Origin of the sequence: Bradyrhizobium sp. INPA03-11B, from assembly GCF_040446015.1 — a bacterium.
In the GTDB taxonomy this organism is placed as follows: domain Bacteria; phylum Pseudomonadota; class Alphaproteobacteria; order Rhizobiales; family Xanthobacteraceae; genus Bradyrhizobium; species Bradyrhizobium macuxiense_A.
On record NZ_JASGSR010000013.1, the window covers coordinates 20,402 to 45,506 of the forward strand.

26 protein-coding genes are annotated in these 25,105 nt (G+C 63.6%); 12 read left to right on the forward strand and 14 right to left on the reverse strand.

The genetic code is table 11. The annotated features are described in order from the left end of the window. The first annotated feature begins 60 nt into the window (after positions 1-60). Positions 61-1,563, forward strand: a complete 1,503-nt coding sequence (locus QMZ05_RS07625) for an efflux transporter outer membrane subunit (RefSeq protein ID WP_353700236.1) — start codon at positions 61-63, stop codon at positions 1,561-1,563. 40 nt (positions 1,564-1,603) lie between these two features. After that, complete coding sequence (locus QMZ05_RS07630) at positions 1,604-1,804, forward strand: hypothetical protein (RefSeq protein WP_353700237.1); 201 nt, start codon at positions 1,604-1,606, stop codon at positions 1,802-1,804. 810 nt (positions 1,805-2,614) lie between these two features. Here the strand turns inward: QMZ05_RS07630 and QMZ05_RS07635 are convergent. The 6 genes from QMZ05_RS07635 to QMZ05_RS07660 form a co-directional block, all read right to left on the reverse strand. Next, positions 2,615-2,887, reverse strand: a complete 273-nt coding sequence (locus QMZ05_RS07635; RefSeq protein ID WP_353700238.1) for a hypothetical protein — start codon at positions 2,885-2,887, stop codon at positions 2,615-2,617. A 160-nt stretch (positions 2,888-3,047) separates the two neighbouring features. Beyond that, complete coding sequence (locus QMZ05_RS07640; protein ID WP_353700239.1) at positions 3,048-4,136, reverse strand: TRAP transporter substrate-binding protein; 1,089 nt, start codon at positions 4,134-4,136, stop codon at positions 3,048-3,050. Between the two features lie 245 nt (positions 4,137-4,381). Next, positions 4,382-5,470 (reverse strand): TRAP transporter substrate-binding protein, encoded by a 1,089-nt coding sequence (locus tag QMZ05_RS07645; protein ID WP_021082298.1) that lies wholly within the window; start codon positions 5,468-5,470, stop codon positions 4,382-4,384. Between the two features lie 311 nt (positions 5,471-5,781). Further along, complete coding sequence (locus QMZ05_RS07650) at positions 5,782-6,015, reverse strand: hypothetical protein (RefSeq protein WP_353700240.1); 234 nt, start codon at positions 6,013-6,015, stop codon at positions 5,782-5,784. 195 nt (positions 6,016-6,210) lie between these two features. Beyond that, a complete protein-coding gene (locus tag QMZ05_RS07655; protein WP_353700241.1) occupies positions 6,211-7,344 on the reverse strand; it encodes a P-loop NTPase in 1,134 nt (377 codons plus the stop codon). Positions 7,345-7,470: 126 nt separating this feature from the next. After that, positions 7,471-7,908 (reverse strand): VOC family protein, encoded by a 438-nt coding sequence (locus QMZ05_RS07660; protein WP_353700242.1) that lies wholly within the window; start codon positions 7,906-7,908, stop codon positions 7,471-7,473. Between the two features lie 129 nt (positions 7,909-8,037). Here QMZ05_RS07660 and QMZ05_RS07665 point away from each other — a divergent pair, with 129 nt between their 5' ends. The 4 genes from QMZ05_RS07665 to QMZ05_RS07680 all read left to right on the forward strand — a co-directional run bounded on the left by QMZ05_RS07665 (position 8,038) and on the right by QMZ05_RS07680 (position 11,793). Further along, on the forward strand, positions 8,038-8,982 hold the full coding sequence (locus QMZ05_RS07665) for an NAD(P)-dependent oxidoreductase (protein WP_353700299.1): 945 nt from the start codon (positions 8,038-8,040) through the stop codon (positions 8,980-8,982). A 232-nt stretch (positions 8,983-9,214) separates the two neighbouring features. After that, a complete protein-coding gene (locus QMZ05_RS07670; RefSeq protein ID WP_353700243.1) occupies positions 9,215-10,819 on the forward strand; it encodes an ATP-binding protein in 1,605 nt (534 codons plus the stop codon). A 154-nt stretch (positions 10,820-10,973) separates the two neighbouring features. Further along, positions 10,974-11,177 carry a DUF1289 domain-containing protein gene (locus tag QMZ05_RS07675; protein WP_353700244.1) on the forward strand — a complete coding sequence of 68 codons (204 nt, stop codon included), beginning with the start codon at positions 10,974-10,976 and terminating at the stop codon, positions 11,175-11,177. Between the two features lie 25 nt (positions 11,178-11,202). Then, positions 11,203-11,793, forward strand: a complete 591-nt coding sequence (locus QMZ05_RS07680) for a TIGR02281 family clan AA aspartic protease (RefSeq protein ID WP_353700245.1) — start codon at positions 11,203-11,205, stop codon at positions 11,791-11,793. A 2-nt stretch (positions 11,794-11,795) separates the two neighbouring features. On the opposite strand, the gene catC is transcribed toward QMZ05_RS07680, so the two are convergent. Further along, complete coding sequence (gene catC / locus QMZ05_RS07685; RefSeq protein WP_353700300.1) at positions 11,796-12,086, reverse strand: muconolactone Delta-isomerase; 291 nt, start codon at positions 12,084-12,086, stop codon at positions 11,796-11,798. Between the two features lie 97 nt (positions 12,087-12,183). Continuing rightward, complete coding sequence (locus QMZ05_RS07690; protein ID WP_353700246.1) at positions 12,184-13,761, reverse strand: 4-hydroxyphenylacetate 3-hydroxylase N-terminal domain-containing protein; 1,578 nt, start codon at positions 13,759-13,761, stop codon at positions 12,184-12,186. 326 nt (positions 13,762-14,087) lie between these two features. Between QMZ05_RS07690 and QMZ05_RS07695 the strand changes: the two genes are divergently transcribed. The 5 genes from QMZ05_RS07695 to QMZ05_RS07715 all read left to right on the forward strand — a co-directional run bounded on the left by QMZ05_RS07695 (position 14,088) and on the right by QMZ05_RS07715 (position 18,443). Continuing rightward, positions 14,088-14,654: an FAD synthetase gene (locus QMZ05_RS07695; RefSeq protein ID WP_353700247.1), complete on the forward strand. Its 567-nt coding sequence runs from the start codon at positions 14,088-14,090 to the stop codon at positions 14,652-14,654. Then, positions 14,651-15,175 (forward strand): flavin reductase family protein, encoded by a 525-nt coding sequence (locus QMZ05_RS07700; RefSeq protein WP_353700248.1) that lies wholly within the window; start codon positions 14,651-14,653, stop codon positions 15,173-15,175. The genes QMZ05_RS07695 and QMZ05_RS07700 overlap by 4 nt, the downstream gene beginning before the upstream one ends. A 72-nt stretch (positions 15,176-15,247) precedes the next feature. Further along, positions 15,248-16,117: an intradiol ring-cleavage dioxygenase gene (locus QMZ05_RS07705; RefSeq protein WP_353700249.1), complete on the forward strand. Its 870-nt coding sequence runs from the start codon at positions 15,248-15,250 to the stop codon at positions 16,115-16,117. A 66-nt stretch (positions 16,118-16,183) separates the two neighbouring features. Next, the gene (locus QMZ05_RS07710; protein WP_353700250.1) at positions 16,184-17,362 is read left to right on the forward strand and encodes a muconate/chloromuconate family cycloisomerase; all 1,179 of its coding nucleotides are present in this window, start codon (positions 16,184-16,186) and stop codon (positions 17,360-17,362) included. Between the two features lie 139 nt (positions 17,363-17,501). After that, complete coding sequence (locus QMZ05_RS07715) at positions 17,502-18,443, forward strand: LysR family transcriptional regulator (RefSeq protein ID WP_353700251.1); 942 nt, start codon at positions 17,502-17,504, stop codon at positions 18,441-18,443. A 9-nt stretch (positions 18,444-18,452) separates the two neighbouring features. Here the strand turns inward: QMZ05_RS07715 and dusA are convergent, their stop codons facing one another. Then, a complete protein-coding gene (dusA, locus tag QMZ05_RS07720) occupies positions 18,453-19,448 on the reverse strand; it encodes a tRNA dihydrouridine(20/20a) synthase DusA (protein ID WP_353700252.1) in 996 nt (331 codons plus the stop codon). A 134-nt stretch (positions 19,449-19,582) separates the two neighbouring features. Here dusA and QMZ05_RS07725 point away from each other — a divergent pair, with 134 nt between their 5' ends. Further along, on the forward strand, positions 19,583-20,677 hold the full coding sequence (locus tag QMZ05_RS07725; protein ID WP_353700253.1) for a site-specific integrase: 1,095 nt from the start codon (positions 19,583-19,585) through the stop codon (positions 20,675-20,677). 31 nt (positions 20,678-20,708) lie between these two features. Here the strand turns inward: QMZ05_RS07725 and QMZ05_RS07730 are convergent, their stop codons facing one another. The 5 genes from QMZ05_RS07730 to trbL form a co-directional block, all read right to left on the reverse strand. Then, the gene (locus QMZ05_RS07730) at positions 20,709-20,939 is read right to left on the reverse strand and encodes a DUF2274 domain-containing protein (RefSeq protein WP_353700254.1); all 231 of its coding nucleotides are present in this window, start codon (positions 20,937-20,939) and stop codon (positions 20,709-20,711) included. Between the two features lie 3 nt (positions 20,940-20,942). Continuing rightward, positions 20,943-22,133: a TrbI/VirB10 family protein gene (locus tag QMZ05_RS07735; protein ID WP_353700255.1), complete on the reverse strand. Its 1,191-nt coding sequence runs from the start codon at positions 22,131-22,133 to the stop codon at positions 20,943-20,945. Between the two features lie 83 nt (positions 22,134-22,216). After that, the gene (trbG, locus tag QMZ05_RS07740) at positions 22,217-23,245 is read right to left on the reverse strand and encodes a P-type conjugative transfer protein TrbG (protein ID WP_353700256.1); all 1,029 of its coding nucleotides are present in this window, start codon (positions 23,243-23,245) and stop codon (positions 22,217-22,219) included. Next, complete coding sequence (gene trbF, locus QMZ05_RS07745; protein WP_353700257.1) at positions 23,242-23,946, reverse strand: conjugal transfer protein TrbF; 705 nt, start codon at positions 23,944-23,946, stop codon at positions 23,242-23,244. Before trbF ends, trbG begins: the two co-directional genes overlap by 4 nt. Before the next feature lie 3 nt (positions 23,947-23,949). Beyond that, positions 23,950-25,095, reverse strand: a complete 1,146-nt coding sequence (gene trbL, locus QMZ05_RS07750; protein ID WP_353700258.1) for a P-type conjugative transfer protein TrbL — start codon at positions 25,093-25,095, stop codon at positions 23,950-23,952. Positions 25,096-25,105 lie beyond the last annotated feature (10 nt).

The following is a 25,105-nucleotide window of genomic DNA, read 5'->3' on the forward strand; positions in this document are numbered from 1 at the left end:
ATGTCTCGCCACGCAGCCGCCGTCCCCATGCGCGCGCTGGCGGTAGCGGCCGGAGCCCTCATGCTTGCGAGCTGCGCGGTCGGTCCGAATTTCGTCCCGCCGGCCGCTCCAGACGTCGATCGCTACACGCCGGAGAAGTTGGCTTCCCCCAGCACCAACGCCGGGAGTCCCAGCGTACCGAAGCAGCATTTCGTCAGCGGCGAGGACGTGTCGCTGCGATGGTGGACGGCATTCCGGTCGAAGCCGCTCGACGAGTTGATCAAAATGTCGGTCGAGCACAGCCCCTCCCTGCAGGCGGCCGAGGCGGCGATCCGGATCGCGCAATACAACGCGCTGGCTCAGCGCGGGCTGTTCTTCCCGCAGATCGGCGCAAACTACACGCCGTCGCAGCAGCAGATCTCCGGCGCATCGAGCTCGGGCCCGGGCGGCCAGTCCCCTTCGGTATTCTCGCTGCATACCGCGCAATTGAACGTCAGTTTCGTGCCCGACATCTGGGGCCAGAATGTTCGCGCGGTCGAGAGTCTCGACGCGATCTCCGAGCAGCAACTGTTCCAGCTGGAAGCGGCCTACCTGACGCTGACAGCCAATGTCGTCACCGCGGCGATCCAGGAAGCGTCGCTTCGGGGCCAGATCGGCGCGATCCAGCGCGTCGTGAAGATCGAACGCGGCATCCTGGAGATCGTGAAGAACCAGTTCAACGCCGGCAGCGCCGCCCAGGTCGACGTGCTGGCGCAGGAGGCCGCGCTGGCCCAGTCCGAGCAGTTGCTCCCGCCGCTGGAAAAGCAGCTCGCGGTTCAGCGCGACCTGCTGACGTCGTTGGCCGGGCAATTCTCGGCTGACGAGATCCTGCAGAAGTTTACGCTCGACCACCTCGCGCTCCCCGCAAACCTGCCGGTGAGCCTGCCGAGCAAGATGATACGCCAGCGTCCGGACGTCAGGGCTGCGGAAGCACTGCTGCATTCGACGAACGCCCAGATCGGCGTGGCGATCGCGGCGCGGCTGCCCAACATCACGATCACTGGAAATACCGGAACCACCGCCTTCACGCTGGCCGAATTGTTCACGCCGGGAACCAGCTTCTACGCCATCGCGGCGAGCGCGACCCAGCCGATCTTCGACGGCCTGACGCTCTACCACAAGCAGAAGGCCGCAGAGGCCGCGGTGGACCAGGCCGACGCGCTGTATCGGCAGGCTGTGGTCACGGCGATGCAGAACGTCGCCGACGCCCTGCGGAGCCTGCAGGCCGACGCGCGCGCCTTGCAGGCTGCGGTCAAGGCCGAACTCGCCGCCAAGGCCAGTCTCGACATCATTCAGAAGCAGCTTGCCCTCGGGCAGGTCAACCAGGTGGTCGTGCTCAATGCCCAGCAGGTCTACCTGACGGCCGCGGTGGTCCGCGTCCAGGCCCAGGCGACGCGCCTCTCGGACAGCGCTGCCCTGTTCATGGCGCTCGGCGGCGGATGGCCGACCAACTGCGCGTCCAACGACTGGCGCAAATGCGTCCTGGAGGACGCCCCCGCCGCCACCCCGCAACGGGTCAGCGAAAACGGGCCTCCTGCCCGCTGACCAACGCGGCACACGAGACACGAACTGGAGGATCCGGCGAATGAAAAACATGTTCACTTTGACGGCGGTCCTGCTCGCGATCTGGGCGGGATCCGCGGCCGCACAGAGCGCGGTCGGCGGCCCGAAAAAGCCAAGCAATCTCGGCGGGCCGACCGTCCAGAAGAATCCGGTGGTTCCGGCTCCGCAGCCGAGCGCGCCAACGCCGCCACCATCGCCGCCAAAGCCATTGCCGAAGAAGTAGCGGCACGCTTCCGCAATTGAGTTGGCTCCCGGGATTCACGCTGATCGGCTCGAATATGAAAAACGCAACGCTGTTGTTTCTCATCGCCGCGGCGATCGCCGTGATGACATCGGACGCCTGCGCGGCGCCCTTGCACGTCACGAGGCTGTCGTCGCAACACCCCGCAGGCGCCGTCCGGGTGCGGCTCGCCTGCGACCAGGACTGCCGGTGCTGGCAGACACGCTATCAGCAGCGAAGTCATCGCCAAAAGGTCGACGATCAAGCGCGCCTTGATCCGAATTACTGCCCAGGCGGCGGGCATTATAACGGCCATTACCGCACTGGACCTGCCACCGGATTGGGCTTCGAGAGCCGCGTCCCCGTACGCGCGTTCCCGTTTCCGTTTTGATCGGCGGGATTGCGCCAATAGCAACCGCCCGGCACCCTGTCAGGCCACGCCTTGTGAAGGAAACACGCCATGAAACGTGCTGCCTTGGGCATCGTGTCGTTGACAGCAGCGCTATGCCTAGGCGCCCTGTCGAACGCCGAGGCCTCTCCCGCCAGCCCGAACGATTGCACGGTCAGGGTTCTGCATGCTGAAGAGTTGCCCTACGCGCCGATGGGATACTGGCTTGTGAAAGTGACCTTCGAGGTCACCCCACCGAACGGGCCACGATTTGTAAGAACGCGGCTGGACAATATCCCGTTGCGGAAATCGTCCCCCAGGCGGGGTGACACCTACCGCTTGAGGTGCAGTTCGGTAGACGGGCTCGGTTACTGACCGTCGCGCCGGTTTCGGCTGACAATGCCCAAGGCGACCCGCGAAGCCGCCTACCAAATGACGGCCGCGCAGAGCAGCGCCAGCGGAAGCGCGGCCCCCCCGATGACGACCCACCTGCGCATTTCAGCCGGATCTCTCGAATACGTGAATATCTGAGCGGCGACGAACAGGCAGACCGCGGCGCCCAGGAGGGTGCGAAAGAAATCGGACGGCGTGTCGTAGACGGACCAGATGGTTTCGTTTTGCGGGCTTGCGACGCGTGCGGTGATGACCACCACAACGATCAGAAACAGCGTCCGAAGGAAAAGACCGAGGAAACGCATCTGGCGCCCTGATTCATGCTCCTCGACAACGCTAGCACGAATCGGGCCAGAAAAGCATTGATCCGGCGGAAAAGCACAATTCGCACAGCGCTCGCCGGCTCCAAACAAAAATCCCGGAGCCGTGCCCCGGGATTTCTACCTGCGTTGAAGGTGCGCGGCGTCAGACCTGAGAGTGGCGCGCCATGAAATTGTCATATCCAACTTCGGCGACCTGGAACCACTGATAGCCGTTGTTGGAGAACGACGTCAGCGAGTCGTAGACCTTCTTGAAATTGGCATTGCTTGCCGCGACCTCGGCATGCAGCTCCTTGGCGGCCTTGAAGGAGGCCTCCATCACCGCGGAAGGGAATGGGCGCAGCTTGGTGCCGACCGCGAGCAGCTTCTTCAGTGCAACCGGATTGGCCTGATCGTAGCGCGCCATCATCCAGTTGTTGGCGAGATGGCCGGCCTGTTCGAGTACGTGCTGGTAGTGCTTCGGCAGCGCGTTCCATTTGTCGAGGTTGATCATCGCCACCAGCATCGGGCCGCCTTCCCACCAGCCGGGGAAGTAATAGTTCGGCGCGACCTTGTAGAAGCCGAGCTTCTCGTCGTCGTAGGGACCGACCCACTCCGCCGCATCGATGGTGCCCTTTTCCAGCGCCGGATAGATGTCGCCGCCGGCGAGTTGCTGCGGCACCGCGCCGAGCTTTTGCATCACCCTTCCGGCAAAGCCGCCGATGCGGAATTTGAGGCCCTTGAGATCGTCGACGCTGTTGATCTCCTTGCGGAACCAACCGCCCATCTGGCAACCGGTGTTGCCGGCGAGCAGCGAGGTGACGTTGTAGCTCTTGTAGAACTCGTTGAGCAGCTCCTTGCCGCCGCCCAGCATGAACCAGGCCTGGTTGAGGCGCATGTTGGGCCCGAACGGCACCGAGGAGCCGAAGGTGAAGGTCGGGTCCTTGCCGAAATAGTAATACGGCGCGGTGTGGCCCATCTCGACCGTGCCGTTCTGCACGGCGTCGAGCACCTGCAGGCCCGGCACGATCTCGCCGGCGGCAAAGGTCTGGATCTGGAACTTGTTGTCGGTGGCCTCACCGACCGCCTTCGCCATCAGCTCGGCGCCGCCGTGCAGCGTGTCGAGCGACTTCGGCCAGCTCGTGGTCAGGCGCCATTTGAGCTCCGGCATCGACTGCGCGATCGCGGGAGCCGCAACCGTTGCTGCGCCCGCGACGCCGAGGCCCGTGACCTTGATGAAATCTCTTCGCTTCATTTGAATCCCACCCTCTGTGATTGTGTTGTCCGAGCGTCGACTGCTTGCGATCGTCGCGCTGCTTTTCTTTGCCGTCATGACCGGTGACCGATCATGCGCCGCCTTCGTGCCGAGGCTTTGGCGGCGAGCATGGAACATCCCCCCGGCGAATGCCAGACGCAAAAAGCCCGGCCCCCTTGCGGGGGCCGGGCTACTTAAGTCGAAGCTTTTGGCGCGTTCTCTTGTCGCGAACGCTCGAAACGCTCTTAGCCGCGGGTACGCGAGCGGATCATGAAGCTGTCGAAGGTGTACTCGGCGACCTGCCACCACAGATACTGGTCGGAGCGGTACGCCTGCATGGCATCGATCGACTTCTTGAAGTCGGCGTTCTTGGCCGAGATTTCACCCCACAGCTCGTTGGTCGCCTTGAGGCAGGCCTCGAGCACCTCGTTGGTGAACGGACGCAGCTGCGTGCCGCTGGCAACCAGCCGCTTCAGCGCCGAAGGGTTCTGCATGTCGTAGCGCGCAGCCATCCAGCTGTTGGCGTTGGCGGTCGCGTTGGTCAGGATCGCCTGGTAGTTCTTCGGCAGCGCGTTCCACTTCTCGAGGTTGCAATAGGCGTGCACGGTCGGGCCGCCTTCCCAGAAGCCCGGGTAGTAGTAGTACTTGGCGACCTTCTGGAAGCCGAGCTTCTCGTCGTCATAGGGACCGACCCACTCGGCGGCGTCGATGGTGCCCTTTTCCAGCGCCGGATAGATGTCGCCACCGGCGAGCTGCTGCGGCACCACGCCGACCTTCTGCAGCACCTGGCCGGCAATGCCGCCGATGCGGAATTTGAGGCCGGAGAGATCGGCGACCGTCTTGATCTCCTTGCGGAACCAGCCGCCCATCTGGGTGCCGGTGTTGCCGCAGGGGAAGCCGATCACGCCGAACTTCTTGAAGAACTCGTTGCCGAGCGCCTCACCGCCGCCCTGGTACCACCAGGAATTCTGCATGCGGGCGTTGAGGCCGAACGGCACCGACGCGTAGATCGCAAAAGTCGGGTCCTTGCCGACATAGTAGTAAGACACGGTGTGGCACATCTCGACCGTGCCGTTCGACGTCGCGTCCAGCGCCTGCAGGCCGGGGACGATTTCACCCGCCGCGAACACCTGGATTTGGAACTTGTTGTCGGTCATTTCGGCGACGTACTTCGCCACCTGGTCGGCGCCGCCATAGATGGTGTCCAGCGACTTCGGGAAGCTCGAGGTCAGGCGCCACTTGATTTCAGGCGAGGACTGCGCGATCGCCGGCGCGGCAACCGCCGTCGCGGCAGCACCGGCCGCAGAAACTTTCAAAAAATCACGACGCTTCATCGTAAGGCTTCTCCTTGAGGGGCGTTTCCCAATGACCGCAAGCAATTCTCCGGCAGGACGGTTGCAAAGGCCCGCCGAGGCGCTCTGGGTCGGCCCTTTAACACGGAAGGCGGCCCCACGGAAACGCGACAATGGCATGACCGCGCCAATTAAACGAAAGTCTGATGATGCGGAAAATCTGCCGAAAAATACAGGCTCAGGCGGCGGCGACGATACCTTGCCGCGGCTCGTGGACCTTGCCGCCGATCGCGCGGTAAATCGCCGCGCACGGGCCCTCCGGCGGCTTTTCAACCACCGGGTTGCCGCGGCAATCAGCGCCGCGCTGCCTCCCGCGATTTCTTGGCTTTGTCGGCCAAATGCTTCCCGCGCCGGATCCAGCTTTGCGCGGTTGTTTTGCTGACGCCGTAGATCTTCGAGATCGTCGCCGCAGCTTCGCCGATGGACTCGGACTTCTTCGCAACGTTGAACGCCACCCGGGAGGCCTCTTCGCGCTTCTCCCGCGTCAGGTGCTTGCGTTCTTTGTCTGCCTCGCGTGATGCTGCCATGTCGATGGTCGCCCCACGACCGTTCCCGCGGTTTCGGCTTCATCCCTTGGCCGCCTTCAATTGATCGAAGAGTATGATTCGGCCAGTCCCGCACAAACATACAGGGCGGAACCGATTCAGCAATCGCCAGCGAGCGACGGGCCTGTGAAGAAAGCCCGCCGGAGCGCCTCGGCTCGCGGAGAGAACCGCGCGGGCTCAGGCGGCGGCGATCACGCCTTGCAGCTGCTCACGGACCTTGCTGCCGATCGCGCGGTAGATCGCCGCGTGCGGGCCGTCCGGTTCGCTCTCGACCACCGGATTGCCGGAATCGGAGGCGGTGCGGATCGCGATGTGCAGGGGGACCTCGCCGAGGAACGGCACTCCGAGCTTCTCGGCCTCGTGGCGGGCGCCGCCATGGCCAAAGATGTCCGAGCGCGTGCCGCAATGCGGGCACTGGAAATAGCTCATATTCTCGACGATGCCGAGCACCGGCACATTGACCTTCTTGAACATCGCAAGCCCGCGCCGCGCATCGATCAGCGAGAGGTCCTGCGGCGTCGAGATGATGACGGCGCCCTTGAGCGGGACGTTCTGCGCCAGCGTGAGCTGCGCGTCGCCGGTGCCCGGCGGCATGTCGACGACCAGCACGTCGAGCGTGCCCCAGGCCACGTCGCGCAGCATCTGGGTGATCGCGGACATCACCATCGGCCCGCGCCAGATCATCGCGGTGTCCTCCTCGACCAGGAAGCCGATCGACATGATCGACAGGCCGAAGCGCACCAGCGGGACCATCTTCTTGTCGTCGTTGAGCTGCGGCTTCTCGCGGATGCCGGTCAGCCGCGGCACCGAAGGGCCGTAGATATCGGCGTCGAGCAGCCCGACGCGCAGGCCGAGGTCACGCAGGCCGAGCGCGAGATTGAGCGCCGTGGTCGACTTGCCGACCCCGCCCTTGCCGGAGGCCACCGCGATGACAGCGGCGATGCCCGGTATCTCGGCCTGGCGCGCCATCGGCGATTGCGCACTGGGCGGATGGGGATGGCGGTGCGCGGACGCCGGCTGGACGCCGCCGGCAGGCCGCGGCGCGGGCGCCGCACCGCTGCCCGCCTTGCGCTCCGCGGTCAGCGCGATCATGGCGACGCTGACACCGGGAATGGCGCGCACGGCGTTCTCGGCCTGCGCACGCACGCTCTCCCACGCACGGGCTTCCGCGGCATCGACGTTGATCGAGAAGAACACCTTGCCGTCGGTGACCGTGATCGCCGACAGCACATTGGCGTTGGTCAAGGGGACGCCACGCGGCGACATCACCTTGGCAAGGCAATCGAGGACCTGTTGCTGCGTCACGCTCACCGCGCATCTCCTGGCTTTTTAGCGGGGCGTGATCTCCGCGCAAACGCGTCGCGTTTGTCGCGCCGGAAAACCTCATTTCCGGATCACGCCCAGGAGACCTCCCATAGAGCGTTGCAGCGCAAAAGGCTACCGCGCTCCGACGTCGTCCCGCCGCTCGGCCGGGGCTGCCGAGCCGCCTTCCTTGGCGGCCTCGTAGTTCAGCTCGATCATGACCCCGTTGGGGTCGTTCACGAAGATCTGCCAGAGATCGCCGCCGGGAACCTGGCGCGAGTCGAATTCCATGCCCTTGGACTGAAGCCGCTTCCGCATCCCGTCGAAGCCCTGGCTGGCAAAGGCGACGTGATGGACGACGCCCGAGTCAGGCTTTTGTGCCTCGTCGGTCGCTGAAATATCGACCAGATGCACGACCGCCTTGCCCTCGCTGTACATCCACGCGCCGGGGAACGCGAAGTTCGGCCGCGCGCCCTTTTCCAGGCCCAGAATGTCCTCATAGAACCGCACGGTGGCGGCGAGATTCCGGGTCCGTATATTGAAATGATCGAGCACACCGACGCTCATGCCCATGCGATACACTCCCTTTTTTGTGAGCTTCTTAGGTAGCCCGATCCTAGCACAAAACCGGGGTCTGCCATCCAACGAAGCCGTTGCCCTCCGCTGCGCAGGGGGTATGGTGCGGCTCCTTCCATGGACGGAATGCCCTGCCCGCCGCGACGTTTCCGGCGGTCCCAAGGGGCGATCACCACGGCAAATCACAAGGTATCAGACATGGCTAAAGTCGCTTTCCTCGGTCTCGGCGTAATGGGTTTCCCGATGGCGGGACACCTCGTGAAAAAGGGCGGCCATGAGGTCACCGTTTACAACCGGACCGCGGCGAAGGCGAAGGAATGGGCCGACAAGTTCGGCGGCAAGACCGCGCCGACCCCGAAGGCCGCCGCCGAAGGTCAGGACTTCGTGATGTGCTGCGTCGGCAACGACAACGACCTGCGCGCGGTTACGATCGGCCCCGACGGTGCCTTTGCCGGGATCAGGAAGGGCGCGACATTCGTCGACCACACCACCGCGTCCGCCGAGGTCGCCCGCGAGCTCGACGCAGCCGCCACCAAGGCCGGCTTCAAATTCGTCGACGCGCCGGTGTCCGGCGGCCAGGCCGGCGCCGAGAACGGCGTGCTGACGGTGATGTGCGGCGGTAGCGAAGACGCCTATGCGGGCGCGGAGCCGATCATCACCGGCGCCTATGCGCGGATGTGCAAGCTACTCGGACCGGCAGGCGCCGGCCAACTCACCAAGATGGTCAACCAGATCTGCATCGCCGGGCTGGTTCAGGGCCTGTCCGAGGGCATCCACTTCGCCAAGAAGAGTGGCCTCGACGTCGCCGCCGTGATCGAAACCATCTCCAAGGGCGCAGCGCAGTCCTGGCAGATGGAAAACCGCTACAAGACCATGAACGAGGGCAAGTACGATTTCGGCTTCGCCGTCGAGTGGATGCGCAAGGACCTCTCGATCGCGCTGGCGGAAGCCCGCCGCAACGGCGCCACCCTACCTGCCACCGCACTGGTCGACCAGTTCTACGCCGAGGTGGAGAAGATGGGCGGCAAGCGTTGGGATACGTCGAGCCTGCTCGCACGCCTGCAGCGCTGAGATCCGGCACGAAGCAAACAGTACGGGCGCGGCTCAGCCGCGCCCTTTTTGCAGGCGATCGAACACCCCTGCGCAACGCTGTCGGCGCTTCGTCAGGCGCGCCGCCAAAAAGTTAATTTAACCTCCGGTTAACGAGTTTCTTTAGCTTCTTAAGTCATCGCTTAATGATTTGGCGTCACAGATAGACAATGCAAAAGGCCCGCGCGGTTCGCTGGCAGGATTTGTGTTGTTTATGAGTAATCCCGCAGAAAAGCCTGAAGTTGTAGCGCTTCCGGCAGGACCTCAGGTAGCGGCGCCGGTGAACAGCCGGCGTGTCGCTGCGCAGCGGGTGCGCGAGGCACGGGATCGGTTAACGTCAACCAGTGGAACCCGCCCGGCGTTCGACGCCGAACTGCTTCGCCAGTACGCCCAGACCCGGATCTCGGCGTCCTACGTCGTGATGCTGCTCGTGGTGGCAACCGGCGTCCTGTTCGGCCTCTGGATGAAGCCGTTGGTGGCCGGCGCCTGGACGGTCGGCATCCTCTGTGTCCATCTCCTGATCATCCGCAGCTGCTCCCGCTTCCTCGCTGAGCCGACCTCGGTCGCGGTGACCCGCAAATGGCGGACCCGCTTCGTGCTGCTCGACCTGCTGTACGGCCTGTGCTGGACCGCGATCCTGATCCACCCTGCCGGGCGCGATCTCGCTTCCAATACGCTGATGATGTTCCTGATGCTGCTGGTGATCGCGGTCTCCAGCATGCTGGCGGCGAGCCTGCCGATCGCAGCGCTCGCGGCGACCGTTCCGGTGACGGTCGGGATCGCGCTCGACCTCGTGCTCAACGGTGCGTTCGACAATTACGTGCTGGCCCTGCTTGCGCTCGCCGCCGAGGGCTATTTCGCGCTGCTGGCGCACCGCCTGCATTCGACCACGCTGGCGACGCTGGAAGCCCGCGCCGAAAAGGACGCGCTGATCGGCGAGCTGGAACAGGCCAAGGCGATCTCCGACGAGGCACGGCACCGCGCCGAATCCGCCAACGTCGCCAAGTCGCGCTTCCTCGCCCAGATGAGCCACGAGCTGCGCACGCCGCTCAACGCCATCCTCGGCTTCTCCGAGGTGATGAAGAGCGAGATCTTCGGCGCGCACGCCGTGCCGGTCTACAAGGAATATTCCGCCGACATCCATAATTCCGGCGTGCATCTGCTCAACCTCATCAACGAGATCCTCGATCTGTCGCGCATCGAGGCCGGCCGCTACGAGCTGAACGAAGAGGCGGTGGCGCTGGTGCATGTCGTCGCCGATTGCCACCATTTGCTGAAGCTGCGCGCCTCCAGCCGCGGCATCACCATCCACGAAGTGTTCGAGCACGGCATGCCGAGGATCTGGGGCGACGAGCGCGCCATCCGCCAGGTCGTGCTCAATCTGCTCTCCAACTCGATCAAGTTCACGCCGCAAGGCGGCGAGATCTGGCTCAAGGTCGGCTGGACCGCATCGGGCGGGCAATATCTGAGCGTGAAAGACACCGGAAGCGGCATTGCCGAGGACGAGATCCCGGTCGTGCTGGCCTCGTTCGGCCAGGGCTCCAACTCGATCAAGTCGGCGGAACAGGGTGCGGGCCTTGGACTGCCGATCGCGAAGAGCCTGATCGACATGCATGGCGGCACCTTCACGCTGAAATCGAAGCTGCGCATCGGCACCGAGGTGATCGTGACCTTGCCGCCCGAGCGGGTGATGAGCGCGCTGGCGCCGATGGCGGAAGAATCGCCGCCGATGCAGCCGGAGCCCGCCGAGCCCACGATGGGCGCCGACCGGAAACGTGTGCGCCGCAAGTCGATCATGAGTGCCGGCACCGGATTGTAGAGCATGTCGCGGACAAACGTGACGCGGGTTTCGCTGCCAACAAACGCAAGGCGTTCGCGCCGGGACCATGCTCGCGACAAAAAGCCGGGGCGTGATGCAGCATCCCGCGCCGCTCGGCTTGCACTGGCGGCCGAAACGGTTCAACAGTTGAAGAATGAGCTCAGAAACGCCGTGTATCGCAGTCTGCATGATGGACCCCAGGACCAAGCTCTGCTTCGGCTGTGGCCGCACGCTTCCCGAGATCGCGCGCTGGCACAAGATGGACCGCACGGAGCGGCTATCTGTGATGGCGAATTTGCCGGCGCGCATGGCCGAGGCCGGACTCGAGCGCATGGAGCCGCGCCCGAAGCGGGCCTAGCCACCGCCGCGACCGGAGGCGCACTGTGACCCGCATCCTCCTTGTCATCCTGCTGCTGATGGCAACCGCCGGCGCTGTCGTCGCCTATGGCGATCCCGATCAGATCGCGCGCGCCAGGGAGAACCTGACCCAGATATTCGGCCGCAGCACCGTCGCGTCGGCCTCAGCCCCCTCCTCCGCGCCCGCCGTGCAGATCGCGCGCAGCCAGGGCGGCGAGTTCGCGTTCCGCGCCAAGATCAACGGCGTCAGCGCGCCGATGGTGATCGACACCGGCGCCACCTCGGTCGTGCTGACCTGGGAAACTGCCAAGGCGATCGGGCTGCCGACCGACATGCTGGAATACAATGTCGACCTGGAAACCGCCGGCGGTCACACCAAGGCGGCGCGGCTGACGCTCGACCGTCTCGCGGTCGGCAAGCTGGTCGAGAAATCGGTGCCGGCGCTGGTGGTGCAGCGCGGACAGATGAAGACCAATCTGCTCGGCATGAGCTTCCTCGACCGGCTCGAAAGCTGGGGCGTGCGCGCCGATACGCTGTCGCTGACCGGCTACCCCGACGTCACCGGGAGCATTAGTACCTCAAGCCGCCACCGGCGCCCGCGCACGATGGTCGACTAACGCTATCTATCGTCCTCGTGGATCGACGACGGGTGCCGGCACAGCGGTGTGACCTTAATCTGCATGAACGGAAACAGCGGCAGGCTGGACAGGATGTCGTGCAACTCCTGCGCGCCCGATACGTCGAAGATGCTGACATTGGCGTAGCGTCCGGCCACCCGCCATAGATGGCGCCAGGCCCCCGCGCGCTGCAGCTCCATCGCGCGCACGCGTTCCGCCTGCTTCAGCCCGTCGACCTTTTCGGCCGCGATGTCATGTGGAATCCGTACATCCATCTCGACGTGGAACAGCATGGCGTTGAACTCTTTCTGCAAGGATGAGGCGACACCGCGAAACGGCGTGGAGCCGCCGCACGATCGCGGCGGCTCCGTTGATCTGTCTAGCAGATCGTCAGCCCTGTACCAGACCGCGGCTGACGAGGTTGATGTCGTCGGGATTGACGAGGTCCTTCGCCGTCCAACCCGAGACGTCGTAGTCGCTCATGCAGTTGCGTACGAAATCCTGCATGGCGCCGAGGTCGCCGGTCGCACTCGCGGCCATCAGCGTCTCGACGCGCAGGTTCTCGTAATTGCCCGCATAGTTGCGCTCGTAGAGCTCGTGCCGGCCGCCGAACTCGGAGCCGACCGCATCCCACAGCAGCTTGAGCAGCTTGATCCGGTCGATCGCGGCATAACCGTTCGAGCCGCGCACGAAACGATCGAGATAGGGCCGGATGGACTCGCTCTCGAGGTCCGCCGAGCTCGACGGCAGGTAGATGAGACCGCTCGCGACGTGACGCTCGATCAACTCCTTGATCCGCGGATAGGCCATCGGCGCGAACACGCGATAGGCCAGCCCGTAGTTCAGATTAGGCAGATTGTAGCCCTCGGTGCCCTGCCAGGCGATCGGCGACTTCACCATCGCATCGGCTATGCCGTGGAACAGATTGCGCCAGGCGATCACCTCGCCGACCGCCGTCTGCACGCCGCGGAAATCCTTCGACCCGGTCGCCTCCACCGCCATCGAGAACAGGCCGGCGATAAAGTCGAGCTTGACCGCAAGCCGCGTCACGCCGTGCAGCGTGAAGCGCGGGATGAAACCCGACGCCGGGAAGAACTGGTTGATCTTGTCGACGTCGCCATAGATGAAGACGTTCTCCCAGGGCACCAGCACCTTGTCGAATACGAGGATGGAGTCATTCTCGTCGAAGCGGCTCGACAACGGATAGTCGAACGGCGAGCCGGTCGCGGCCGCTGTGAATTCGTAGGACGAGCGGGCGATCAGCTTGATGCCCTTGGCATCCATCGGCGCCGTGAAGATCAGCGCGAACGACTTGTCCTTGATCGGGATGCCGTAGTGGGCGATGAAATTGTAGTGCGTCAGCGCCGATCCGGTCGCGACCACCTTCGCGCCCGAGACGATCAGGCCGGCGTCGGTCTCCTTCTCGACATGCATGAAGACGTCGCGCACCTCCTCGATGGCGCGATCGCGATCGATCGGCGGATTGACGATGGCATGATTCCAGAAGTCGAGCCGCTCCTGGGTCCGGGCGTACCACTTCTTCGCGTTGCCGGCGTACTCGCCATAGAAGCCCGAATTCGCGCCCAGCGTGCCGAGGAACGCCGCCTTGTAATCCGGTGAACGGCCCATCCAGCCGAACGCAACCTTCTGCAGTTCGGCGATCGCATCGCGGCCCCGCACAAGGTCGTCGGCCGTTTTCGAGCCGAGGAAAAACGGATGGGTGATCTGTCCGGAGCCGGTATCGGTGAGGACGCCGATCTGATCCTTCTTCTCGTGAAAACGATCGTACCAGCGCGCCACCATCCGCGCCGAATTGCGGAAGGCGGGATGCTGGGTGACGTTCTTGACGCGCTCGCCGTAGATGTAGATTTCACGGCCGTCCTGGATGCTGTCCAGGAATTCCGCGCCGGTATAGACGCTGGTGGTTGACGCAGGTGCATCGGCCCGCAGGGCTGCCGCTGTAGTCATGGGTTTCTCCTCCGCTTGTGTCGTTCGACCGGCGGACATCGCCGCACCGATCTGGACCATCCCGTCACGCGCTTGAGCGGCGTGACATCGGAGGAAACGCTACGCGCTCAGGAGGAGCCAGCGAAAGGTATCACACCATACCGCGCGGACCGCCGCGGCTCGGGCTATGACAAGATGGCACGGACCGCACGGCAATGATCGTTCGGCCGATGCAGCACCGCAGCTGACGCAGCAATCGCACAGCACGGCAAAGGGAGCGAACCATGGGGAAAGGTTTAGCCAAGTGTTTTGGCAGCACCGCTGTCGCTTTCCATCGCGATGGGGAATTGGCTCTCGACGCTTGCGTCGTCACCGTTGGCGCGTTCGACGGCGTCCACCGCGGCCATCAGGAACTGCTCCGGCAGACCATTGCGGCAGCGCAACGCCGCGGCGTTCCTGCCGTGATCTACACTTTCGATCCGCCGCCAAAGGTGTATTTCGGCCAGGCCGAGGCGCTGATCCCGCTCGACGAAAAGCTCGAGCGCATCGCAACATTTGCGCCTGACCATGTCATCGTCGCGGCCTTCAACCAAATCTACATTCGCCGCACCGCGGCCGATTTTCTCGCCGAGTTGCAGCTTCTGCAGCCTCGCGAAGTGATCGTCGGCGAGGATTTCCGCTTCGGGTCCTGCAAGGGCGGCACCGCGCAGCTGCTGCGGCAGCACTTCAACACGCGCATCCTGCCGCCGGTGCGCTGCGGCAATGGCGAGATCGTCTCCAGCAGCCGGATCCGCTCGCTGCGGCAATCCGGTCTTGCCGCCGCGGCGTCAGCGCTGGAAAACTGGCGAGGCATCGTGACCGCGCCATCGGCCAGCCGATCCGGTTTGGCCCAACTCGAGGTCATCAACCAATGACCGCCATCGATCCGCGCGAGCTGCGCAATGCCTGTGGCCAGTTCGGCACCGGCGTCACCATCATCACCACGCATTGCGAGGGACGCGATCACGGCATGACGGCGAATGCCTTCATGTCGGTCTCGCTCGATCCGCCGCTGGTCGCGATCTCGATCGCGAAAAGTGCGAAGATGCTTTGCAACATCCAGACCACCGGCCGCTTTGCAGTCAGCGTGCTCGCCGAGGGGATGGAAGATCTCGCCTGGCATTTCGCCGGCAAGCCCAAGCTCGACCTCCGCGACGTGTTCGAGCGGCGCAATGAGCTGCCGGTCATCGCCAATGCGGCGGCGTATTTCGTGACCGATCTCGCCGACGAGATCATCGCCGGAGACCATACCATCTTCCTCGGCCACGTCCGCGAGATGTCGCTGCAGCCGAGCAAGCGACCTCTGCTGTTCTTCCGCGGCCGCTTCGGCGGCCTTGCCGACCCGCACCCTGCGCCCGCGATGCTGGAGAATGCTGCTTACGAATTCGTCTGGTGAAGCCACCGCCCGAGATTCCCGAAACCGGGGATGCAAGTTTGATCAAAACTGCAAGAAAAGGAGGAAACGACCATGCTGAACGTCAACAAGGACACCATCACCGACCACGTGATCGCCGCGCTCTCACCGGACATCCCGGATCGCAACCGCCAGATCATGACGAGCCTGATCCGTCACATGCACGCCTTCTGCAAGGAGGTCGACCTGACCTTCGCCGAATGGTTTGCCGCCTGCGAATTCCTGCGCCGCGCCGGCGACATCTCGGACGAGAAGCGCAACGAGTTCATCCTGATCGCTGACATTCTCGGCGTCGAGGTGCTGGTCGACATGCTCGACCACCGGGTCACCGACGGCGAAAGCGAATCCACCGTGCTCGGGCCATTCTACCGGGAAAACCCGCCGGTGCTGCCGAAGGGCGCCTCCATCATCAAGAAGACGTTCGACAATGCGCAGACCGTGGGGGTCAGCGGGCGCATCAGCGACACCGCCGGACGGCCGATCGAGGGCGTCACCATCGACGTCTGGGAAGACGCGCCGAACGGACTCTACGATCTGCAAGACCCCGAGCAGCCGGCGTACAATTTGCGCGGCCGGTTCACGACCGATGCCAACGGCGAATATGCCTTCGTGGCGCTGCGTCCCGAGCCCTACCCGATCCCCTATGACGGCGCCGGCGGCGAGCTCCTGAAGTATATGGGCCATCATCCCTGGCGTCCGGGCCACATCCACTTCATGCTCTCCAAGGACGGCTATCAATCGCTGATCTCGCAGATCTACGATTCCGAGACCAAGTATCTCGACAACGACTCGGTGTTCGCCGTGAAGCAGAGCCTGATCGGCACGTTCGCCAAGGCGCCCGCCGGCGCCGACACCGATCTCGTTCTCGCCTTCGACTTCAAGCTCAAGAAGGCGGCGGTCGAGCGGCTCGTCGCGGCCGAGTGATACGAACCAGGCCCGCCGGACCTCGAAGGCCCGGCGGGCTCATCTTGAACCGACCTGTGAGGACTTATGAGCCGTGCCGTGATCGAAATCGCCGAGCCCCTGGAGCAAGTGCAGCCGCTCGCGAAGGACACTGCGATCCGCAGCATCCGTGCCACCATCGTGGAGGCGCCGACCCGCCGGCGGCACAAGCTGTCGAACACGGAGGTCACCCATCAGGGTTACGTGCTGGTGCGCGTGCTGCTCGACAACGGCGTGACGGGGATTGGCGAAGCCTCGACGCTCGGCGGACCGCGCTGGGCCGAGGAGAGCGTGGAATCGATCAAGGCCGCGGTCACGAACTATCTGGCGCCGGCGCTGCTTGGGCAGCCTGCCCTCACCTTCGAGGCCAACGCCTTGCGCATGAGCAAGGCCGCCACCCGCAATTTCGCGGCCAAGGGCGCAATCGAATCCGCCCTGCTCGACGCCGCCGGCAAGACGCTGGGCCTTCCCGCCAGCGCGCTGCTCGGCGGCGCCGTGCGCCAGCGCATGGAAGTGATCTGGGCGCTGGCCTCGGGCGACAGCGGCCAGGAGCTCGAGGAAGCAAGAGAGAAGCTGCGGCGCCGCGAACACCGTCAGTTCAAGATCAAGTTCGGCTTCAACCGCCCGCAGGCGGATTTGAAGCGGTTGCAGACGCTGCGTGCCGGCCTCGGCGACGAGGTGCGCCTGATCGTCGATGTCAACCAGGGCTGGACCGAGGCCGAATGCATCCGCTTCATACCCGCGCTTGAAGAACTGGACGTCGCCTTGATCGAACAGCCGGTGTCGGCACAACAGCTGGAAGCCATGGCGCGTGTCGCGGCGCGCACATCGATCCCGCTGCTGGTCGACGAAGCCGCCTTCACCAAGGAGGAGATCGCCCGCGTCGCCACGATGGGTTGCGGCAGCGTCTACTCGCTGAAGCTCGTGAAGAGCGGCGGCCTGTTCGAGATCAAGCGTGCCGCCGCGGTTGCCGGCGCGCACGGCCTCGAGCTCTATGGCGGCTGCCTGCTGGAAAGCAGCATCGGCGCTGCCGCGCATCTCGCCGCATTCGCCACCCTGCCCAGGCTCGAATGGGGCACCGAGCATTTCGGTCCGCGGATTCTGGTGGAAGACCTGGTCGTCAATCCGATCAAATTCGACGAATTCGAGATCTGCGTCCCGGACGGACCCGGCCTTGGCGTCGAGATCGACGAGGACAAGATCCGCGCCTTCGCCCGGAAGGACTAGCCGGGATGGCGTCGTTCCCTCGGACAATTGACAATCCCGGGACCCATGCCCAGTCTTCGCGCTGGACCCATCTCGATCATGCGCTGATGACCAATCGGTATCGAACCCGGCAGGCCTTTTCCGCAGCTTCTCCGGAAGTGTGCGAACAGATGTCCGGCTGACCGTGACCGAGCGCGACGATGTCATGGACCTCAGGCGGCTGGTCTATTTCGTCGCCGTCGCCGAGGAATTGCATTTCGGCCGTGCCGCCTCGCGGCTTGCGATCGCCCAGCCGCCGCTGAGCCGGCAGATCGCGCAGCTCGAAAGCGATCTCGGCGTCATGCTGATCGACCGGAGTCGAAGCCAGATCCGGCTGACCCAGGCCGGCAGCGTTCTACTGGAGCGTGCGCGCGACGTGCTGGAGCGGCTCGACCGCACCCATCGCGAGATCAAGCGGATCGGAGAAGGCTTTTCGGGGCACCTGCGCGTCGCCTTCGTCGGATCGGCGACCTATGGCGTGCTGCCGAACGTGATCAAGGCGTTTCGTTCGGCCTATCCCGATGTCGAGCTCGCGCTGTCGGCGATGAACAATGCCGAGCAGAAGCGCGCGGTGATCCAGCGCGAGATCGATATCGCCGTCGCGCGGCCCTCGCTCGAAGACGAGGAATTGAAGTCGGAGCCGTTGCTGCAGGAGCCGCTGATCCTCGCACTATCAGACACTTCGCCGCTGCTCGAGCAGCAGGTCACGCGGCTTTCGGCATTGAAGGCCGAGACGTTCGTGCTCTACCCGCGCAAGCCGCGCCCGAGCTTCGCCGACCACATCCTCAACATCTGCCTCGAAGAAGGCTTCATTCCGAAATCGCAGGTGCTGGCGCAGGATTATCAGACCGCGATCAGCCTGGTGTCGGTTGGCGTCGGCATCGCGCTGGTGCCGAAATCGGTCTCGCAGGCCGAACGCCCCGGCGTCGCCTACCGCGCCTATGAGGGACACAATCCGGGGACCGCGCTGTCGCTGAACTACCGGCGCGACAACCGGATGCCGCACCTCTTCAACTTCCTGAAGGTGGCACAAGACGTCATGCGGCGTCAGCGCAAGCCGTAGTCCGTCGCGTCAGGCCGCCACCGCCGTGCGTGCGCGATCGTCGACCAGCGCGATCGCATCGCACAGCACGTTGATATCAGCGCCCGGCCGAACGCCGTTCTCCGCAAGGTGCCTGCGGAACGCACGCGCGCCGGGGACGCCATGGAAGGCGCCGACGAAATGGCGCGTGATCGAATGCAGCCGCGTGCCTTCGGCCAGTTGCCGCTCGATATAGGGCAGCATCGCTGCGAACACGTCCTTCATCGTCGCGTGCGGCGACGTCTCGCCGAACAGCTCGGAATCTACGGTAAGCAACCGCCACGGCTCCTGATACGCCGCCCGCCCCAGCATCACGCCATCGACATGCGCCAGATGCTGCTTCGCTTCAGCGAGGCCCGTGATGCCGCCGTTGATGATGATGGGCACATCTCCCAGCGCCGCCTTGAGACGATAGACGCGATCGTAGTCGAGCGGCGGGATGTCGCGGTTCTCCTTCGGCGACAACCCGTTGAGCCAGGCCTTGCGCGCGTGCACGACCAGCACATCGGCGCCCGCGGCGATCACCCCGCGCGCCAGCGTATCGAGCGCAACTTCCGGATCCTGGTCGTCGATGCCGATCCGGCACTTCACCGTGACAGGAATTTTCACCGCGCGCTTCATCGCCGCAACGCCTTCGGCGACCAGCGCGGGCTCCGCCATCAAGCAGGCGCCGAAGCGGCCGTCCTTCACCCGGTCGGAGGGACAGCCGACATTGAGGTTGATCTCGTCATAGCCAAAATCCTCGCCGATCTGCGCGGCGGTCGCCAGATCGCGCGGATCGGAACCACCGAGTTGCAGCGCCACCGGATGCTCGCTGACATCGAAGCCGAGCAGCCGCGCCCGATCGCCGTGGATCACGGCACCGGTGGTCAGCATCTCCGTATAGAGCCGCGCCCGCCGCGACATCAGGCGATGGAAGACCCGGCAATGCCGGTCGGTCCAATCCATCATCGGGGCCACAGAAAAGCGATAGTCTTGCGATTTCAATTATTTACCTTAGTCTTCAATAGGAAGAACCATGAACATGTGCGCCTCAAGCTAGCCGAATTTGCACACGTTTGTACCCGTTTTGACCTGTCAGTGCACACGTAGCGCACACGATTTGGGGAGTGCACACGGCCGTGGCCAGCTTCACTCAGTTGCCGTCAGGGAACTGGCGGGTCCAGGTCCGCCGCAAGACCCGATATGTGGCAGAGACCTTCCGCCGCCGCAAGGATGGCGAAGAATGGGCGCTCGACATGGAGCGCAACATCGACCGCAGTGGGTCACCTAAACCGCGCGCCGCCGTAAAAGCCCAAACCTTCGGCGACATCATTGACCTTCATCTCGAGGATATGCACGAAGTCGGACGTCCTCCTCGGCGTTCCAAGGCGGCCGTCCTGGAGGCACTGAAGGAGGACCTCGGATCCGTCAAATTAACCCGGCTCAACCGGGAGCGACTGATCGATTACGGGCGAAAACGCGCAAAGGAAGGTGCTGGCCCCGCGACTCTTTCGGTCGATATGTCGTTCATCAGGACCATCGCGACACACGCGGCGGCCGTTCACGGCATCGAAGTTTCTGCCGAGGGGGTTCGCCTGGCGCGCTTCGCGTTGAAGCATCTGGGTCTCGTCGGAAAGTCGGATGAGCGAGATCGACGTCCCACCCAGGATGAACTCGACGAGCTCATCGACTACTTCGAGACGAACCCGCGACAGGTCATTCCGATGGGGCGCATCGTTCGCTACGCGGTCGCAACCACAATGCGGCAAGAGGAGATTTGTCGACCCGACTGGCCCCACGTCGATATGAAAACGCGGGTTCTCACGATCATCGATCGGAAAGACCCGCGAAAGAAAGATGGCAATGATCAGAAAGTCCCGCTTCTTAATCTGACTGGCTATGATGCCTGGGAGATCCTGCTCCAGCAACGCATCGTCACCAGGGGTCAAGGTCGCGTATTCCCGTACAACCATCGCTCAATTAGCGCGTCATTCACGCGGGCCTGCGATAAGTTGAAGATCGAGGATTTGCATTTTCATGATCTGCGGCACGAGGGCACCAGTCGACTCTTCGAAGCAGGACTACCGATCGAGAAAGTCGCGCTAGTGACTGGTCACAAGGATTGGCGGACGCTGCGGCGCTATACGAAGCTGAAACCAGAAGAGCTCCACAAGCTACAGACGTCGCCGCAGCCGACTCTAGAGGAATTCATCAAGACACTAGCAGCTTCATAGCCACCCAAAAGCAAGCAGATAACGGCGGTGGCTACTCATTGCTCGACGAAGAGCTGGTCCCGCCGACCTTCATCTTTCTAAATGCTGCGTCGCTATCAAGGAATGCTGCTAGCATGAACGGTATCAACTCTGCGACGTCTTCTCGGTTTTCGTAAGTCTCAGCGTAGAAATCAGCGTATTCGCTTAGCCGCTTGGCAAGGCTTGGCGGCAGCATGACACTCATCTTAACGGGCGTCCGATCAGGCAGCTTCGCAAGCTTCATCCGTTACCTGCCTTTCGTGACCGTCTGAACATCTTGGTATGGCTTCAGCACCAGATCCTTCGAAACAATCACCCGCAGTGGCCAACCCGGCCGCACCGTGATCGTCGGCTGTACGTCGAGCTCGCGCTCGACCAGGCGCTGGCCGGCACGATTGGTCGTTTGCTGCGTGCTTTCCCGCAGCGCCTTCACAAGATCGCTCTCGTCGTTGCCGATTGACAGCTGGGTCCCCACCCCGATCAACGTCGCCAAAGCCACACCCTTGAGCAACTGCCAAGTGTGGAAGTCCACCTCATCCTCGAGCCCGGCATAGCCTGCGACATCGGTAGCCGGAAGATTCTCGATCACGATCGAATTTCCGTTGGGCAAGATCAGCCGCGTCCAAACGACGAGCGCCCGCTTCTGGCCAAAGGCGACGATACTGTCGTATTTGCCCACGAGTCGCGCACCTTGCGGGATAAGAAGGTGTTCGCCAGAAACCGTATCAAAAATGTTCTCTGTGACCTGGCCGATGGTCGCTCCAGGCAGATCCGAATTGAGCCCCGTAACTAGGCTAGCCGGAATGATCGACCCGGCCATGACTGCATAGGTCGATGGTGCAGGTTTCAGCGTATGCGGATTGGTGGTCTCCGTGTCAGCTTTCGTTCCCACAAAGGCGAGCTTCCGTGCTTGCGACGAAGGAACGATCTCACTGGATCGATCGACCATCGCCTGCGCTGTCTTGGCGAGTTCGGCGGCTGATGGTCCCGTATCGGTGGTTGATGGCCGGAACGCAGATGGGGCGGCAGCTGCCACTTCGGTCATGCTTGCCTGCCTTCGCCTGTCCTGCTTCTCCGACAGGCGGAAGAACAATCCTGACTCCTTTGCCTGCTGGGCGATCCGGGTCTGCCGGATCCGCTCGGCCCGTTCGGCGTCTTCTTCCGGGTTGGTCCGGAAGCCCGTATCCGACGCCACACCGGCCTTCTTCTCGTTTTCGACGAATGCCCGCCCGACGTCCCCCGGCGACGGCGGTCCAAGCCGCGGGATCGATGGCGACAGTTCCTCGTAGGACTTTGGCAGCCTGCTCAACCCCTCGGCGGTCTGCTTGCGGTCAGTATTAAAGAGCTCCGTCCGCACCGACTGCTTGAAGGACTGCGGTCGGAGCGCCACGAGCGTCGCTCCGGCAATCAACAACGCGGCGATCGCGCAGCCGGTCATGAGGGCGCGCCTGTTGAGCCGCCGAACTGGCCGCGGACGTGCTCGTAGTTCAAGCGGCTCAGGATCCCGGTCGAACCCCGTCGTCATGAGGCATTCCCCGTGCTGCTGAAGCTCTGCGATACGGGACGCGCGTCAATACGAATGATCCGGACGATGCGCTGGGGATCTTCACCAAGGCGGAGCTCAGCGACACCGAACATCCGGTCGACGATGTAGTAGGAACCTCGAACCCGGTAGTTGACGAGGTTCGGCCGGCCATCGGCGCCGGCAACGAATAAGGGTGGCGCCTCCCCTTGTGAGAGACCGGACGGCATCTGGATATAGACCTTGCGACCGTCGTCGAATGCACGCACCGGCCGCCAGGGTGGATCGTCTCCTTCAATGCGATACCGGAAATTCAGGTTGTCGAGGCGTACCCCGCGATCGGCGATCCGCTGCTCGCTTTCCTGAGCGGCGACGTTCTGCTTGTGGAGCGCTACAAGCGTGTCTGTCGGATAAGTCCAGGAGATCGACGCCATATAGGTCTGCTTGGTCGAGACGAGCTCGAGGTGGTAGGCCCGCCGGTCCGTCAGCACGACGAGGTTTGTCTGGATATCCGGCAGCGTCGGCTTGACCAGGATGTGCACCCGCCGGGAGTTGCCTTGTCCACTCGAAGTATCGCCGACCACCCAGCGCACCGTATCGCCGGTGGAGACGTCCACCAGTTCTTCGCCCGGTTGAAGCCCGATGGTCGAGACTTTTTCCGGGCTTGCATAGAGCCGGTAGAGTGCGCCTTCCGTCCAGGGGTAGACCTGAATGGCGTTGATATATCCGGCACGCGTTGGCTCCATCCTCGCCGCCTTGTTGGCCTTGGCGACCGCCTGTTCCGGCGGGAGCTTTTCCTCCTTACCCGCCTTTGCCGGAACGGGCTTCAATTGACCCGGCAAAGGCAAGACCTTCGGTGTTTCGACCACTTGTATCGGCGCCGGCGGGTCGGTCTCCGGGAGCGCCTTTTCGAAGCTCATCTCATCATAGGGCGCTTCAAGGTTGAGCTTGGTGGCGCAGCCACAGAGTGCAATCGACAAGGCCAGGACGCTGGTCGACGCGAGCTTATTGAAGGCAACAGTGTTCATTTGGCATCTCCAATAAGGTCGCGCGACCAGTTGAGCGAATGGACGTAGAGTCCGAGAGGGTTTTTGCGCAGCGTTTCGGCATCTGCGGGCGGCTTGAGAACCGTGGTGACAAGACCCGTGAAGCGTTCGGTCTTTGCGATCGCGCCGTTCTCGTAGGCGTTTTCCTTCCAGCGGACCTCGAAGCTGTCGCCGGACGCGCGCACCACGGAGGTGACTTCTGCGGTCACGGTCTTGGACCCGATCTTGGTGAACGGATCGGTTTCCCGAGCGTAGTCGTTCAACGCCTGTGCGCCGCGATCGGTGACGAAGTCGTAGGCACGCAGCCAGTTTGCCCGGACAATGACCGGATCCATCGAAAGCGAGCGCACGTTCTCGATGAAGCGCGCAAGAAAGTGCGCTATCTGCGCGTCTGACGGCTGGTAGGCTTCGATCGCCGGTCCGACGGCTCGGACTTCACCGAGCCGATCGACCTCGACCACGTAGGGAACGACACCCGAGCGAGCGATCTCGGTAAAGATCGTCAATCCAAGCACGCCGGACAGGCCGATGGCTGCCAGCGCAGCGAGGCGCCAGTTACTCGCCTGAACACGAGCGGAGCCCAACCGCTCGTCCCAGACCTGGGCTGCCTTCTGATAGGGCGTGACCGGCTCCGGCGTCTCGCCATAGCGAACCGACACGCGCTGAAACGGGTGAGATGCCATCTCCTACTCTCCTTCCAGTTTCGGGCCCGACGAATGTCCGCCTTTGTCACCTTCCTTCAGGGTATGAGCGGCGACTTGTGCCGCTTCCCGCGCGTGTCCCCGCGCCGACGAGGCCGCTGCGCGACCTGGCCCAGCAGTACCTCCAGCACTACCGCTGGAGACCTGATCGATGGCGAAAGCCCGCGCTGGCGCGCCCGCGGCCGAAGATGCCCCCGTGAGCGATGCCGCGGATCGAACGGCAGCCATTGAACCGCCCGCTGCTAAGCGCAGACCGCCGACGGCCGCCGCTCCGCCGCCGATCGCGACCGCTGCTGCACCCGCCACCGTCCCGGCTGCCGCTCCGGCTCCCAGTTGAGGGGCGCCTGAGACCAGGCCCGCTGCGATCCCGGGACCAAAGATGCCGAGGCCGAGCAGCGAGAGCGCCGCTAGCAGCAGGCTCATGGCTGAGGCAATGTCGATCGGCCGGATCAGCGTTCCCGCAAGCTGACCGAAGATGGTCGATCCGATGCCGATGATGATCGCGAGAACCATCACCTTCACGCCCGACGCTACGACGCTACCGAGGGTCTTTTCCGCGAGGAAGGCGGTCTTCCTCCACAACGCGAACGGCACCAGGATAAAGCTTGCCAGCGTCGTCAGTTTGAACTCAATCAGCGTCACAAAGAGCTGCACCGAGAGCACGAAGAACGCAAGCACGATCAGGATCCAGCAGAACAGCAGGGTCAGGATGGTTGGCAGGTTAGTCAGGACGTCGAAGCCCGTGAACTGGGCGGTCTCCTCCAGCAGCGGATGTGCCGCCGTGAATCCGGCAGCCGCAACAAAGCCCGGCCGCGCCAGGTCGGAAGCGCTTAAGCTCCCGCCAGCGGCCTTCAATCCGATGCCAGAGAACGACGCAAAGATGATGTCCGCAAGGCTTTTGAAGTTGCCGATGATGAACGCGAAGGCGCCGACATAGAGCACCTTCTTGGCCAGCGTGACCAGGATCTGGTCATCGCCACGTGTGCTCCAGGCAAGCCCCGCTAGCGTCAGGTCGATGCCGATCAGGGTCGAACTGAGGAACGAGACTTCGCCAGACAGAAGACCAAATCCGGAATCGATGTAGCGGGAGAAGGTCTCGGTAAAGCGGTCAATGACGGAAAGGTCAGCCATGGTGCCCTCG